At 34.4% G+C, this 15,548-nt stretch carries 13 protein-coding genes; 2 read left to right on the top strand and 11 right to left on the bottom strand.

Annotation, left to right across the window (positions count from 1 at the left end; genetic code table 11):
- Nucleotides 1–14 precede the first annotated feature (14 nt).
- The 4 genes from DNG35_RS06020 to DNG35_RS06005 form a co-directional block, all read right to left on the bottom strand.
- Entirely contained in the window at nucleotides 15–2,339 is a 2,325-nt protein-coding gene (locus DNG35_RS06020; protein ID WP_111126923.1) for a T9SS type B sorting domain-containing protein, read from the bottom strand.
- A gap of 76 nt (nucleotides 2,340–2,415) precedes the next feature.
- Nucleotides 2,416–4,812: a gliding motility-associated C-terminal domain-containing protein gene (locus DNG35_RS06015; protein WP_111126921.1), complete on the bottom strand. Its 2,397-nt coding sequence runs from the start codon at nucleotides 4,810–4,812 to the stop codon at nucleotides 2,416–2,418.
- 64 nt (nucleotides 4,813–4,876) lie between these two features.
- Nucleotides 4,877–5,713, bottom strand: a complete 837-nt coding sequence (locus DNG35_RS06010; protein WP_111126920.1) for an ABC transporter permease — start codon at nucleotides 5,711–5,713, stop codon at nucleotides 4,877–4,879.
- Nucleotides 5,706–6,620: an ABC transporter ATP-binding protein gene (locus DNG35_RS06005; protein ID WP_111126919.1), complete on the bottom strand. Its 915-nt coding sequence runs from the start codon at nucleotides 6,618–6,620 to the stop codon at nucleotides 5,706–5,708. Before DNG35_RS06005 ends, DNG35_RS06010 begins: the two co-directional genes overlap by 8 nt.
- An 88-nt stretch (nucleotides 6,621–6,708) precedes the next feature.
- On the opposite strand from DNG35_RS06005, the gene DNG35_RS06000 reads away from it, so the two are divergent.
- Entirely contained in the window at nucleotides 6,709–7,776 is a 1,068-nt protein-coding gene (locus tag DNG35_RS06000; protein WP_111126917.1) for a hypothetical protein, read from the top strand.
- A gap of 3 nt (nucleotides 7,777–7,779) precedes the next feature.
- Here the strand turns inward: DNG35_RS06000 and DNG35_RS05995 are convergent, their stop codons facing one another.
- From DNG35_RS05995 to DNG35_RS05970, 6 genes are all read right to left on the bottom strand, one after another.
- Nucleotides 7,780–8,838 carry a nucleoid-associated protein gene (locus tag DNG35_RS05995; protein ID WP_111126915.1) on the bottom strand — a complete coding sequence of 353 codons (1,059 nt, stop codon included), beginning with the start codon at nucleotides 8,836–8,838 and terminating at the stop codon, nucleotides 7,780–7,782.
- Nucleotides 8,839–8,960: 122 nt separating this feature from the next.
- Complete coding sequence (locus DNG35_RS05990; protein WP_111126913.1) at nucleotides 8,961–9,476, bottom strand: hypothetical protein; 516 nt, start codon at nucleotides 9,474–9,476, stop codon at nucleotides 8,961–8,963.
- A gap of 25 nt (nucleotides 9,477–9,501) precedes the next feature.
- Nucleotides 9,502–10,512 carry a heme A synthase gene (locus DNG35_RS05985; protein WP_111126911.1) on the bottom strand — a complete coding sequence of 337 codons (1,011 nt, stop codon included), beginning with the start codon at nucleotides 10,510–10,512 and terminating at the stop codon, nucleotides 9,502–9,504.
- Between the two features lie 24 nt (nucleotides 10,513–10,536).
- Nucleotides 10,537–11,970: a CCA tRNA nucleotidyltransferase gene (locus DNG35_RS05980; RefSeq protein ID WP_111126909.1), complete on the bottom strand. Its 1,434-nt coding sequence runs from the start codon at nucleotides 11,968–11,970 to the stop codon at nucleotides 10,537–10,539.
- A gap of 3 nt (nucleotides 11,971–11,973) precedes the next feature.
- Nucleotides 11,974–12,534, bottom strand: coding sequence for an L-threonylcarbamoyladenylate synthase (locus tag DNG35_RS05975; RefSeq protein WP_111126907.1), 561 nt, complete (start codon nucleotides 12,532–12,534; stop codon nucleotides 11,974–11,976).
- Nucleotide 12,535: 1 nt separating this feature from the next.
- Nucleotides 12,536–13,387, bottom strand: coding sequence for a polysaccharide pyruvyl transferase family protein (locus DNG35_RS05970; protein WP_158524875.1), 852 nt, complete (start codon nucleotides 13,385–13,387; stop codon nucleotides 12,536–12,538).
- Between the two features lie 151 nt (nucleotides 13,388–13,538).
- Here DNG35_RS05970 and DNG35_RS05965 point away from each other — a divergent pair, with 151 nt between their 5' ends.
- Nucleotides 13,539–14,318, top strand: coding sequence for a glycosyltransferase family 2 protein (locus tag DNG35_RS05965; protein WP_111126903.1), 780 nt, complete (start codon nucleotides 13,539–13,541; stop codon nucleotides 14,316–14,318).
- Nucleotides 14,319–14,321: 3 nt separating this feature from the next.
- Here the strand turns inward: DNG35_RS05965 and DNG35_RS05960 are convergent, their stop codons facing one another.
- Nucleotides 14,322–15,449 (bottom strand): CDP-glycerol glycerophosphotransferase family protein, encoded by a 1,128-nt coding sequence (locus DNG35_RS05960; protein ID WP_111126901.1) that lies wholly within the window; start codon nucleotides 15,447–15,449, stop codon nucleotides 14,322–14,324.
- Nucleotides 15,450–15,548 lie beyond the last annotated feature (99 nt).

Here is a 15,548-nt window from a genome sequence, read left to right as displayed (position 1 = left end):
TTAAAGGTAGTAAACTAACGAATCAAAGAAAAATGTCCGTTAAAAGAATCTCCTTCTATAAAATCTATTTGAAACCAATATTCCCCAGAAGGTGCATTTTTATTGTTGTAAGTTCCGTCCCAAGATTTTGTGGGGGATAAAATCGTGAGTAGTTTTCCGTAACGGTTAAAAATAGAAATCTTTTCTACCGTAAGGTTTTCGAGTTGTACTCCTTGAAGTTTCCATCTGTCATTGATTCCGTCATTATTTGGTGTAAAAAAAGGCATGTAATCTACGATGTAAACCGTTTGAGCATACAAACCACAGCCACTCTCGTCGTTGATGTACACCGTATGTTTTCCGCCAGGAAGGGGAAAAGTGTTCTGAGGTGTGAAATTTGCAGGTTGTTGGATGGCATAGGTGTAATTACTACTCCCCAATACATTTACCTGAATACTTTGATTCCCTAAATCACCGAAAGTTTCAATATCAATAACAGGGGGTTCTATTTGTATGACTTCAATGGTATTGATAAAACTACAAGTTGAAGTAGTTCCGTTTTGGGTAATGGTTTTTATAATTTCGACTTCATACAAACCCGCCTCAGAAACAGTAATTGTTGGCGTTGTGGAATTGTTTTGCCAAAGGAATTCGTAACCTTCAAGGTTTTCGGTAATACCTGCGCTTATCACAATAGAAGTTTCACCTTCACATAAAAAATAGGTGTTGTCATCTGAAATTTCGGGAGCGGTGTAGGTATTTAAAATAATTTCGATAATGCTCACACAGCTTTGCCCGTTATTAGCTTTTGCAAAAATAGTTATTGGTAATTCACTTACGTTGAAACTCTGATCTTCAGGAATCGTATTTTGTTCCGTGTAAGCGTCTTGTAGGTTTGCATAAAAATTGATTGCTAGATTGGTTTGGTTAAGTTCATTTTCAACCTCAGGAACCATTTCTTGTAAATCGAAATCTATTTGAGTTTCGCCGGTACATTTTGTAAAATAGAGCGGTCCAACGTTTTGGTTGTTGATACTCAATTGTAACTGATTGATGGTAAAACAACCTCTGTCATTTTCTATTCTTACGTATAGAGTCGGAGAATTTGGGTCAAAAGAATAGTTCTGGGTATTGGTAATTTTGTTTTGAAGGTTTTCAGCATCTTGTTGCGACTGATAGTAACCCTCGACCTGAAATTTTGGAATATTTAAAGTCATGATACTTTCAGCATCATCAAGATTAAAAGTATCGTTAGGATCACAAGCGTTAAGTTGGTTGACAACAGGTAGCGAAGTAAAGTCTTCGTATTCAATTACAATGGTATCTTCAACGCTGCAATTACCATTTATATCGAGGACAAGTTTATAGGTTCCTTCTATGGTTACATCGTATGTATATTCTTGTGGGCCTTGAGCCAAAAGTTGTTCATTGCCTTGGTCATCAACTGCATACCAAGAGAAATTGAGTGAAGTGAGACTCCCAAAATTGCCTTGTGGCGAAAGGGTGTACACTTCGTTTTCGCATAAAGCGTTTCCATCTACTAAATCAACCCCTAAATCAGCACTGATATTAAAACTTCCACCTTCTAAAAATACTGCCGAATCGTATCTGTGATTGATATGGTCTGCAATCACAAGTTTGATATGGTAAGTTGTATTTGGTGTGACATATGAGCTGGCAATCAAAGGTTTGGTTTGTCCGTTGAAGTTGATGGGAGCATTATTTCCGTTGAACGAACCAAAATATTGCTCGTTTTGTGCAGCACATTCTCCTGGAATCTCTGGATGAACTGTAGTTACCTTTACAGGAGTATTTGTTCCGGGAACAACAGCAATGTTGGTGTAATTTCCACCGACAGGTTTTATTAGGAAAGCAAAAGCATCGGAATAGGTGCAAGTACTTTCGTCGTTTTCTTGGTATTCTTCTGAAGCAAAAATATACCTGAATTGTATAATGTCTGATACCGGAGTAAAGTCAAACTCAATGATTGTTGCATTGGTGGTGTTAGAAATATTTAAAGCAGTTTCCAGATCTTGGTCGTTTCCCCAGCTTGGCGCATTATCGTCACTTAAACTTGTATTTGGACCAGGAACATTTGAGAGTTTCCCTGTAGAAAGTACAATACCATCTGCAAAAGGAAAATTACTGTTATTGTTAGTAAATAAGCCAAAACTTTTGTCTGTTCCTGCAAAATTTCCCGAAACAGCATTGGTAACTGTTATGTTTTGAATACAGCTATTATTTATAAGTACATTTTCGATTAAATCTTGTGCAGAATAGGTATGGTCAACATCAACATATTGGCTATAGGTTAAGGTTGAAAAAAGAAAAAACAGTAAATAAATGAAGTTTTTAACCATCGTTTTAAAATACTATGCAAACATAGTATATTCTTAAGAATGAATGTAGCGATTTACCTTTTGTTAACACATTTGATTAACGATTGAGGTATACCCAACTTTTATAGGGTCCAAAAACGGGATCTTTCAAGTTCAATACATAAAAATAAGTTCCTGTTGGCAACTGTTTTCCAACATTATTAAGACCTCTATTGCTTGTTCCGTCCCAAGGTTCGGTTTGGTTACCTCCTTCATATATTAAATTCCCGTAGCGTGTGTATATTTTTAAATGAAAATCTTCAAAAATATCATACAAACCAGTAATCAAAAATGTGTCATTTATTCCGTCGTTATTGGGAGAAAAACCTTGCGGAATAAATGGCTCACAATGTTCTGTAGAAATCGTAAAATGATATATTTCTTTACATTCGTTGGTAGAAGTATCGCTTATGCTGAAAAAAATCTCTTGCGGATTTGTTGTATTTGTATAGAAACTAGGAGAAAAAACCGCGTTGAATTGCGCATTGGCATCATTGGCAGAAAGGTAAAAACCATCGATGACTTCTGTTGGACTTAGGGTTAATTGATTGGCAATCTCGTATAAATCAAATTCATTAGCATCAAAACCAGCGTCACATTTTAGTTTGCCGTCTATTTCTGTAATGTCTATCGGAATAACCTCTATTTGAAAAGAAACAACAGTCTGGCATTCAGGGTGATTTTGATTGTAGATATTGGCGTAAATGGTTTCGCTTAAAGCGGAATTTTGATAATTCTGGGAATTTGAAATGGGGTTTGTAAAATTTTGAGCATCGGTTAAAGAGTTATAGTAACTCACCACGATATTATTAACCTGGTTTTCTAAAAGAGGAGTGTTCTCCGTTAGATCAAAAGTAGAAATTCCATCGAGTTCGTTTTTATCACAAAGAATTAAGTCTTGTGGTAGACTCGGATCAGGAGTTTCAAAAACTTCAATAAAAAAAGAATCTGTCACAAAACATGTATCATCGAAAGAAGATGTTACCCTCACAAAAATCTCTTGCGGATTACTTATATTCGGGTAATTGGTATTGTTGGTAATCGCACCTATGTTTTGATTAGCTTGGTTTTGGTCTAAAAAATAGTTGACTACAACATGGGGTTGACCTCCGGTAACTATTGGTGTATTTTGGGTGAGGTCAAAAAGTTCTTCCCCATCATTACTCACATCATCACACAATTTTAAATCGAGTGGAGGCGAAGCAATTTCAGCAAATGTTAAGTCTGTAGTTTGTTGGTCAGTATCGTTGGCAGGATTAATTTCGTTGATAATCGTATTTCCTGCTGCATTAAGGTTTACTTGTATTTCTAGATTAAAACTCACCGGGATATTACTCGGTAGGTTGATGGTTTGTGTGAAATTTTCATCAGCTCCAATAGGAATTATGTTTGGAGTGTTGGTTTGGAAAACAAGTTGATTGTCAGCTAAAATTCTAACTAAAATTCCCGCAGGTAAATCTTCTGTTCCATTATAATTATCGATAGTGTAATCTACCGTAATTTCTCTGTCATTACAGTTATTGCTTACGTTACCTATTGTAACTGCAGGGTCTGGAAGTGTACTGTTAAAAACCGTAACAACATTATTTATCATAATAAAGTCCTGCCCAGAAGTGAGTTCTATAGTCGCAGAATTATCTCCTATATTGATATAATTCTCTACATCGTAGACATCCAAATCCATATTGTAAAAGTCGATGTCATTGGTAAAGGAGTTTGTTCCATTAAAAGCATTATTTGCAGGGTTCAAGGTGTTACTTAAAATATTTCCGTTGAGACGTAATGTTTCGTTAACTGCTAAATTTTCGTCGCCTTCCCAAGCTAAAAATCCGATTTTTGCACCTTCATTGTCAATAACATTGAGGTTGTTTAAAACAATTTGTAAGTTATTATTGCTCACATTTACACCTTGTAGTCCGTCATAAATACTTATTTGATTTAGCGGAAGTGTAAGATCTTCGTAAACAACTATAATAGACCAGCCTCCAAAATTGGTTCGGTTACTACAATTGGGTTGAATAGCAGCATTTAAATCTAAATCGGTTAAGGTGTAATTACCGTTACCCGTCGTTTGAACTTGAGATGTTATGTCAGAAAATGCTGCAAAAAAATGGTATGTATTTCCATCGTTAGAAACAAAATCATATAGAAAAGTTTTATTTACAACAATATCAACATTATTGAGTTTCACTGTATAATCACCATTTCCTGAACCTGCCCAATATAAATAGGCGGCCTCGATCGTTTGTGTAGGAAGAAGATTGAGCGTTGCCGTTGCACCCGTATTGATTACACAAGTGCTAGTTAGATTATTTTCGTCTTGATTAAGCGTTGCTCCAATGGCAGTATAATCATAATTACCATTGAATTGTGTAAATTGAGTAATGTTTTGAGCAGAAACCCAATAAAAATTTACGACAAAGAATAATACCGTTATCGACGTATTTAATTTCATATGGGGTGTTTAGCTTTTAAATTTAAGAAAATAAATTTATATTCTTAAACCTAAGACCTAAATCCTACAAATCCCTCTTTTTCAGAATGTAATAAGAACCGTAAACAAAAATGGCTGTCCAAGCTAGCACAATCGTAACTTGATACCAATGAATCGTATAATCGATATCGAGTTTGGTTTGCAATTGATTTGCTGCTGTTTGTATAAAATTAAGTCTGGAAAACGGTTGCACAACTAAATTAGCCATAGATTCTAAAGGAAAGAACTGCATCACTTGACTTGTTTTGTCACTATCTTTAAACACCTGAAATCGTAAGAGTAAAAAGAGAATATTTTCAAAAATCCACCAGATAAAGAGAAAACCTAAGGCAAAAGCAGAGCGTTTTACCAATACCCCTAAAAACATACAGAAGGTAAAAAAGCCCAATAGTTTTACGAAGTAAGCCAATAAATATTCTAAATCAGAAAAAATAATACCAAATTCGTTATAGTCTGAAAAGGTGAGTCCTAAGACCATCGATACCATAAAAATAAATAGAGTAGAAGCTAACGAAAAACCAATTACAGTATAAAACTTCGATAAGATGAACTCCTTCTTGCTTAATCCATCAATTAGGTTTTGTTTGAGTGTTTTATTACTATATTCGTTAGACATCATCGATACAATCACAATAGCCAAGAAAAACTTTACTAAAGCAGCAATATAAGTGTTGAAATGCCAAATAAAAGGGAAGTTAAAAATACCTTGATCGGCCATTCTAAAATCTAGTCCCAAAAAATTAAAGTTAATTGAAGCAATTAGCGCAATCGCTATAAAAAGGGCAAAATAAACGATCGTGATGATTTTAGACGATCGACTAAATCTAAATTTCTGAAATTCTATATCTAATAGTCTAAGCATTTTCTTGTTGTATTTGGTTGGTCAATTGTAAGAATTGTTGTTCTAAACTTTCTCTACGTTTTACCAGATGTGATAGGTAGATTCCGTTTTGTTGTAATATTTTATTGAGTTCTTCAGCATTCAATTCTTCAGCTAAAACAGCTGTAATCAAATCGTTTTCATCTTTTTTGATAGAATTAAAAGCAGCGCTGTTTTTCAAATGGTTTTCGAGTGCAGAAGTGTTGGAAGATTTAAGTTCAAAATAACCAAAACTTGCGTTGAGCTGATCAACTGGACCTTCGTATAGTTTTACACCTTTTCGTAAAATAATCACGTCGCTACACACTTTTTCTACTTCATCTAATAAGTGGGAAGCCAATAAAATAGTAGTTCCGCGTAAAGCAATTTTTTTTATAATTTCCCTGATTTGATGAATTCCTTGTGGATCTAAACCATTGGTTGGTTCATCTAGAATCAGAATTTCAGGATCGTTTAACAAAGCCGAAGCGATGGCAAGACGCTGTTTCATCCCGAGTGAATAGGTAGAAAACTTACTGTTTTTCCGATCTAAAAGTCCTACTGTTTCTAAACTTTTATCTACTTGTGTGTAATCAACATTTTTAATTTTACAAACCAACTCTAAGTTTTGTTTGGCTGTCATATAGGGGTAGAAGTTGGGTCGCTCTATAATAGCACCAACTTTTTTTAAAGCATCGTGCGTTGAGGTGCCTCCGTCGAACCAGAAAAATTCACCTGATGTTTTGTTTACTACATTCAGGACAATACCCAAAGTGGTCGATTTTCCACTTCCGTTTGGTCCTAAAATACCGTAAACCTTACCTTTTTTAATCGTAAACGAGAGATTATCCACAGCAGTGAGGTAACCAAATTTTTTTGTAATATTTTTGAGTGTAAGAATTGTTTCCAAAATAGAAATGATATCGGTTTGTGTTTAGATGACGAACCTAATGAAATTTTGTTACAAAAAAATATTTTGTATCTTAAAAATAAAAAAGATGGAAGAGAAGTTGATGTCTCGAAAAAAACCTAGTTTTCCGATTACAGAACGCTTGGAAAAATACCTTCAGAAATACAACCGAATGTCTAAAATACCGGTTTCCTACGAAGATTTATTACGATTTTCAGGTTCTGTAAAAGTCTATGATAAACACGATGAGGATACACTTTGGATCAGGTGTTATTACCCTGAATTTGAGCGGGAGGATATCGATAAAAGCTTAAAGCGAATTTATACCATCTTGCATTCTGATGGTAGTGACGACTCTTTTGAGTTCTTGAATGTTGATGCAATTGATTACTGCACTTTTGGAAACTCTAAACCCTTTCGTATAAAAGTGAGAAATGTTCTCAATGATAGTTTTACCTACTTTTATGTAAAAAAGGCAGATGCTTCTCGTATTTACGGATTGGAATTTGAGCATATTTTATCCCCTTTCAGAATTAATTTTTTGATTTATAAAGATACTTTGATTGAAGAACATATCGCGGGAATTCCCGGTGATGTTTTTATAGACGATGAGTTGCCGTTATGCGACGAAAAATCAAAAACCCAAATAGCCAAGCAGTTTGTGAAATTTAATGAACGCTGTACCATAAGGCTTTTGGGTGATATGCGGTCGTATAATTATGTGATTATTCCTACTCATGATTTTGATCACGTCGCTTACCAGATTAGAGCGATAGATTTCGACCAACAATGTTATGAAGGAAACCTAAAAGTGTATCGCCCGCAGTTTTTTAAAGAAAATTATACGATGGTAAAATTGGTCTCCGACAAGTTAGAAGATACTTCTATCGAGCAGTATCGGCGAGAAGAAAGATCGCAAGTTGCCAAACGCTTAATTGCTTCACAAAAACGTTACCGCGAATTGATACGCTGTATGATTAACGACCAAATTTCTACCGATGAAAATGTAAAAGAATTACGTGCAGATTTAGTTGAATTTTCGAGGGATATCAAATTTAAAAAAGCAAAAAGTATGGGTAATATACTTAAAGTTGCACTTGAATTTGTGAAGCGTAACTATGTTGATACCAACACAAAAGAAATAATGGAATTTTAAAAGTTATTTCTTTTCCTCTTTATTGAAATACACCAAATAGTAATACATCTGCTTTTCTTCATCCCAGCCTTTTTCAATAAACTTCTCGGCACTTTCTGGGTTGATAAAATCCATTTTTATCTGCACATTGGTGTCGAGATTAATCACGTTTTTAATGGTTTTTCTTGCAGCAGAAACAGCCGTATTAGAAACCGGAAAAGAAGTCAAATCTTCAATTTTGTATTTCGGTGCTTTATCTACTTTGTAGTTTTTAAACTCAGGAATCAACTCTGGGTTTTCCATCACTTCGTTCAAGAAATTGGTTTCTTCAAAGTTGTCGTTTTTGGCAAAATGATTGACCGCTCGGTTCATAAACAAAACTTCCTGTTGTTTGTCTTCGGCAGGTAAAACCACGTCTTTGGCAAAATCTTGACAGAATTTCAGGTATTTTTTGGTGTAATAATTTTCATCGGTAAAAATATCTACTCCCAAAAAGTTCTCTAGCCAATACTTGGTGTCGTAACGGTTAGAATCTATTGATAAAACTTTGTAGCCTTCTTCTTTATTGGTATTGAAAATAATGGCGCCTTTATCTAATTTTTTAAGGTTGATGCCTTGTTGTAGGATAACTTCCAGGTTTTCTGTTTTTTCCTCAAACTGTAGAAAGTCATGTTTTAATTCAGATTTAAAGATTCCTAAACCATCTACTTTTTGATTGTCTACCAATAAACCATCAAAGTAAACTACATATAATTCTCCGCTTTTAATATGTGGGTGATTTCCTTGGTTATAAAGTAATTGTGCTATTTTTTTTGATTGCTCGTGAATTTCAGACGGGTTGTTAAAAACGGTATTGGCACAGTTATATAATTCGTGAAACTCTAGATCTGCTTCGTGCTCAAAACGGTAATAACTTTCTTCTTTTTCCCGAAAGGATTTTAAAAAATACTCCTTTAATAATGCATGAAGTTCGTCGTTTAACTCATAAGGTATAGAGGAAGTAAATAAATCTTCGTTTCTACTTTTGTTGCCGATTCGGTGTATGGATAACGATTCTATTTGGGCATTATATAAATTGATCATAAAGGGTCTTTTTGAGGGGCGAAATTTATATTTTTTTATATCGAATGCATAAAAAAACTGTTCAGAGTTATGAACAGTTTTATTATTCAGGGTTGTTTATTTAATAATTGAAAGTAAACTATTTAATTCCACTGGTAATTATCATCAAAGTTATCGAGATCGAAGTCATCATCAAACATATCGTCTTCGTCACCGTAATCATCTTCTAAGTTTTCTGCTTCAAACTGTTTGTCTGGAGGGCTATCGGGTAATTGTCCTTGTGCATAGAGTAAGTTAGGGTAGCTTTTTCCGTCTTCCACTTCAGTAATATCGGCCAATTCAACATAAAAAGTCCACATACTTAAAAAGTCATAAACGTAGATAAGTTTGGTGTTTTTTTCCGAAACGACATCTTCAAGGTAGGTTTCGTTCATAACGCGTTTAGACTCGTAACCTTCGGTCATATCAAAAAGAACAATTTCTTCACCTTGGTTCCAGTCTTCGTCACTGAGGTAAAAAGCAGCCATTTCTACCCCATCAAAACCAAAAGCTTGGCAAATGGTGTTGTGAAAATCTTCTAGATTGATGTTGTCAAGCACTTCGATATCTCTAAAAACATCATCTAACACGTCTAAAACTACTCTAAACTTATAAACCATTCTAATTGTTATTTAGGCTACAAAGTTAGTTATTTATCATCTTTTGAGAGTGATTTGTTTGTAAAATCACATAAAATAATACCCCAAAAATCAATGAAGAAAGTACCAAATGCATCGCTTGTGTAGCAAAAGGAAAATCGAAATAGGCCATCAGAACACCACTCGTAGCTCCTAAAACCATTAAAACCAATTTGGTGCTGATTAATTTTAGGTTGAGGTTTTGCTTTTTATGAATACGCCAAAGCATAAAGCTTAGTGCCAACAATAAAATGGAAGCAGAGCGATGAATATAAAAAGTGATTTCAGGATTTACCAGCCAGAATTCTTTTTGGTAACCAATTGCTTTTATTTGCTCGTCGACAAACTGTCGAACTTGTGTACCCAAAACCACCTGAATTAAAAACAAGATCATAGTTGCCCAAAGTAAATAGTTAAGCTTTTTAGGATAAGTTTTGTTGTTTTTTTCAACCTTACTTTGGTGTAACAAATAGAGCAATACTCCCACTATAACAAAAGCCATCAACATATGAATGGTAATTTTTACAGGCGCTAAAACCGAGTAAACAACCACTGCGCCAAGCCAAGCTTGAAACCCCATTAAAAAAACACTAAGCCAGGAAAGTAATATTATTTTCCGCTTCTGACGGAAAGAAAACAACGCCATTAGTAATACGGCAAAACCTGCCAAAGCACCACACAAACGGTTGATGTATTCTACCCAAGTATGCGTAGCGTTAAACTCGGCATAATCGTGTTTGGTGTATAAATTCCAATTACTTTTATTAAAACTATTTTGGCTTGTAAAATCGTTTTTGGCAACCTGCAAAGTATTATTCAAAATAATGACTTGTCCTTTTTCGTAAAAATGGTTTTCTTCCCAAATTAAATCCGACTTTTCTGTTGGCGGTATGTAATACCCAAAGCACTTTGGCCAGTCTGGACAACCCATTCCGCTTCCTGTCATTCGCACTACTGCACCAGCAATAATTACCAAATACACCAATACGATCGATATTTTTATAAGCTTTCTGTACATCTTAATTTTGTTAGCTGTTAGCTGTTAGCTGTTAGCTGTTAGCCCAAGTTGTTTTCCTTTTTCCAGCATCAGTTTTCTTGCAGCTTCATATTCGTTTGGGATTTCGCCTTCCAAAATCGCTTCTTTGATGGTGTTTTTAATAATTCCTATTTCGCGCGAAGGTGATAAACCAAAGGTCTTCATAATTTCTTCACCACTTACTGGCGGTTGGAAGTTACGAATGCGATCTCTTTCTTCTACCTCTTTTATTTTTTCTCTTACTTTCTGAAAATTTTGATGGTATTTTCTATACTTTTTTGGGTTTTTGGTTGTGATGTCGGCTTCACACAGTGTCATTAGATCTTCCATATAATCACCTGCATCAAAAATTAAACGACGAACCGCACTATCAGTCACATTTTCATCAATAACATTGATAGGTCTAGAACTTAGCAACACCATTTTCTGAACAAACTTCATTTTATCGTTCAAGGGCATTTTGAGTCGTTTAAAGAGTTTAAAAACCATTTTTGCACCCACAAATTCATGGTTGTGAAATGTCCATCCTATTTTTTTATCAAATTTTTTGGTAGGTGCCTTGCCGATATCGTGTAATAAAGCTGCCCAACGCAACCAAAGATTATTAGTGTTTTCCGAAATGTTATCAACCACCTCTAGCGTATGCCAAAAGTTATCTTTATGTCGTTGCCCTTCTACTTCTTCAATACCTTGTAAAGCGCTTAGTTCGGGTAAAATGATAGGTAAAAGCTTTGTTTTTCTGAGTAAAGCAAAGCCTTTTGATGGTTTTTCAGAAAGTAATATTTTGTGTAACTCATCTACAATGCGCTCTCGCGAAATAATTTTTATACGCTCGTGATTATCGGTAATTGCTTGTAGCGAATTTTCTTCAATCATGAAATCGAGTTGTGTAGCAAAACGAATGGCTCGCATCATCCGTAAAGGATCATCGCTATACGTTTCCGCAGGGTCGAGCGGAGTTTTTAAAATCTGTTGTTCTAAATCTTCAATTCCGTTAAACGGATCTAAAAGCTTTCCAAAATGATCTTGATTGAGTTGTAAAGCCAACGCATTTACAGTAAAGTCACGACGGTTTTGGTCGTCTTGCAAACTTCCGCTTTTTACCGAGGGGTTTCGACTATCTTTGGCGTAAGACTCTTTTCTTGCCCCTACAAATTCTATTTCCGCGTCAAGCGCTTTTATCATGGCGGTTCCATAATTTTTGAACACTTGTACTTTTGGTTTTTCAGGTAACAATTGGGCTACTTTTTGAGCTAAATCGATTCCGCTACCCACAGCAACGACATCAATATCTTTTTTGCTCTGATTTCTATCTAAGAAAAAATCTCTAACAAAACCGCCAATAACGTAGGTTTCTAACCGAAGTTCGTCTGCAGCCTGCGTGATGTATTTAAAAATTTGATGTTGTAATGCTTCAGGATATAACTCTTTTTTGGGCATTTTTTACTTTCTGATAATAGTTACTTTCCCATCGTTGGTTAGCTTAATAATTGCTGATGGTTTGGCGTTTTTGTTTGCTGATGGCAAATTTACAACATAGTCTACTCCTTTTAAAATTTCGGGAGTGATTTGCGAAAAGTTTTTAGGGGTGGATTGTCCGCTGATATTTGCCGAAGTAGAAACAATGGGTTTTTTAAATTTTCGGAGAAGCTGGTTGCAGAAATTATCTTTGCAAACCCTGATCGCTAAGGTATTGTCTGGAGCAACTAGATTTTCTGAAACCCGTATAGGTTGATCGTAAATAATCGTAGTAGGTTTAGAGGCATATTTTAGGATATCGTAAGCCACTTCAGGAACTTCCTCAACATATTGGTTGAGCATTTTAAAGTCTGAAACCAAGCATATCATTGCTTTTGACTCTTTGCGTTGTTTGAGTTCATATATTTTTTTGATAGCATCATAATTGGTTGCATCACAGCCAATTCCCCAAACGGTATCGGTAGGGTAGAGAATGAGTCCGCCACGTTTTAAGGTTTCTATACATTTGATGATTTCTTCTCGCATCTTAAATATTTAAATAGTCAAAAACTTTTGTGGCAAAATTACGGTTTATTTCTCGGCATTCTTCTAAAACACCCGAATAACGTTGTGCTTTTTTGATGTCTTCTCTATAATTTTCGTAGTCTGAAATAACAGATTTGTATTTAAAATCGTAAAATTTTGAAGTAGTGGGTATGACTACTGTTTTTTTGTTGAGTAAGATTCCCCAATACATGGCATGGTAACTATCGGTAATGATGGTGTCTGAACTTCCTATAAAATTGACCATTTCTTCTAAATCTGTGGTGTTTGATGTAGAAGGAAAATCTTTAAAGTATTGAAGTAAGTCTTTTCGTTTGGAGGTTTTATTGCAATAAATTACTCCAACTTCTTTGTTCACTGTAAACTTTCTATCAAAAATAGGATGTAAACAGCTCACGCAAGGAACCCATTCTGTTTTGGCAGAATAATCACGCGTGCCTACTATGCCAAAGTTTGAAGGATTGATATTATAAACTGTATTGTTTTGATATTTTGATAAGTCACGTTGGTTATGTCCGGCTCCCCAAATTACTGTTTTCTTTCCTTTTGCTTTTAACTCTTCAAAAAGTTTCATCTGTCTTTCGAAGTGACGGATGTTGAGTAAACCTCCGCCGCCAATAACAAGTGCATTATCGTTTATTTTGCTGATCCAGTCTAAACGTTTTTTTTTGCTAATCTTTCTAAAACCTAAAATATCTACTTGTTTTCCTTTTAACTCATCAAAATAATGATGTGGTCCAGCATATAAATCGCCAACATTTCCCAAGGTATAACGATGTACATTGACAACGCCGTTATTGCTTTGTTTTCCATTTAAAATGGAATCTTCAATCATTTTTTTTCTCTGATTGGAATCAATAACTGGAAAGATTTTCCCAAGTGATTTTTTTAAAGACATAAATCAACAATTACTATACAAATTTAGATTTTTGAACATAGACTATCAAAAAGAATGCTATATATTTGAAAGTTAAAAAACTCAAATTTTGAAAGTAAGCCTTATCATCACGACTTACAATTGGCATCAAGCACTAGAATTGGTTTTGCTTACCGCACAAAAACAAAGTCTAATGCCGTACGAAATCATTATTGCCGATGATGGTTCGGGTAATGAAACAAAAGTTGTCATTGACCAATTTAAAGATAAACTACCTCTAAAACATTTATGGCATGAAGACGATGGCTTTAGGCGAACGGTAATTTTGAATAAAGCCATTGCTCAAGCCCAAGGCGAATATATCATTCAGCTGGATGGCGACTGTTTGATGCATCCAGATTTTGTAAAAGACCACACAGAAATGGCTGTAAAAAATCAGTATTTGTATGGTAGTCGAGTAAACATTAGAGAAGAATTTTTACCAGAATTATTTCAAAATAAAGTAACTCAAATTGGCTTTTTTAATAGTGGTATAAAAAATAAAACCCGAAATCTGCATCTTCCCTTTTTAATGAAAATGTACAAAGCTAATGATCAACTTTCTTCCAAATTACGCGGTTGTAACTTGTCATATTGGAAAAAGGATATCCTAAAAATAAATGGCTATAACGAAGATATGACAGGTTGGGGAAAAGAAGACTCAGAAATGGCCATTCGGCTTTTGAATACTGGCGTAAAAGGAAGAAGAATTCGCTATGGCGGAATTATCTACCATATTTTTCATACCGTTAAATCAAAAAGCAGGGTAAACATCAACGAAAGTATTCAGCAAAAAGCAATCGACGAAAATTTGACTTACTGTCCAAACGGAATCGATAAATATTTATAGTTTTTATTGAGCCAAAAGTTCTTCGATTTTTTCAGCCGCTTTTTCCGAAGCAGTTTGAGTATTAGAGGCTAAAATATTTTCACTATTGATTTTTTTCTGTGTTTCCTTAAATTTTCCAAAAGTGCTAAATGCTTGCTCGAGAGCATTGGGTAGATCGTCTATTTTGTCAATTACTTTGCCACATTTCCAAAAACGATAACCAATATCATTTTTATAGTCAGCCTGATTGGCATTGATAAAAATTGTTGGTTTTGGGTTGATGATAAACTCATATACTTGGCTAGAAACATCACCAAGATATATGTCTGCGTTTTTTACATAAGTCATATCTACACTATGGTGACTCCCTAAATCGATATGAATATTAGGATTGTTGTAATACTTTTCAGGAATTTCTTCTTTGTCGGAAGCACCACGTTTATGAAACAAATTGATGTGAGGTGCAAAAATGAGATTGAACTCGCTCTGTTGTGAGAAAAACTCTAAAATATCGATTCCAAACTTGTGCCAAGAAGAAGTAGGTTGAGAAAAATGCGGATTGTAGATTACCGTTTTTTTATGGTTGTCAAAAATAATTTTAGTGTTTAATTTTTTTATGACATCCAATTTAGGATAGCCCACAATGGCGTGTTTTTTTAGTAAGTTTTGGTTTTGTAGTGCTTGTGCATAAAACTCACCAAATAAAATTTGCTGATCAAAATCTGTGATTTCTTTCTTAAAAGCATATTTTCTACCAGCAATACCGTGAGGAAATTTGATGAATTTCGGGTACTTTTTATCACCTCTGATTTTTAATAATTTTTGATGGTTATAATCAGAAAAAACAACCGCATCAAAATTATTTAAAATATAACGGGCATTTTTTTTCATCCAAAATCCAGCTCTCGGGTGTTTTCTATTTTTAAGTTTATCGGTAATTGCTCTAAAAAAATGGGTTGATTTTCTTTCAACAATGATATTGCTATTATTTAAAATAGCTAAAGTTTTTTCTAAGATAACATCTTGTGTAGGAAAAGTAAGAATGTGTACTTGGTTTTTTTTGGAAAGTTCATCTGCCACCGAAATAAAATGGTAGAGATGATGGATTTCTTCAATAAAAATAAAAGCTATTTTATGTTTTTCCTTAAGCATATGACAAAGTAATTTAACTTTACTTTCGTTTTGCAATTTACTATTATAAACTTATGTTATAACTTAAATAGAGTCTCTTTTCTTCTTTTAAATTATTTT

Origin of the sequence: Mesonia sp. K7, from assembly GCF_003233725.1 — a bacterium.
Taxonomy (GTDB): Bacteria; Bacteroidota; Bacteroidia; order Flavobacteriales; family Flavobacteriaceae; genus Mesonia.
Note: the sequence above shows the minus strand (reverse complement) of the source record. Positions and strands in the feature narration are given on the sequence as shown.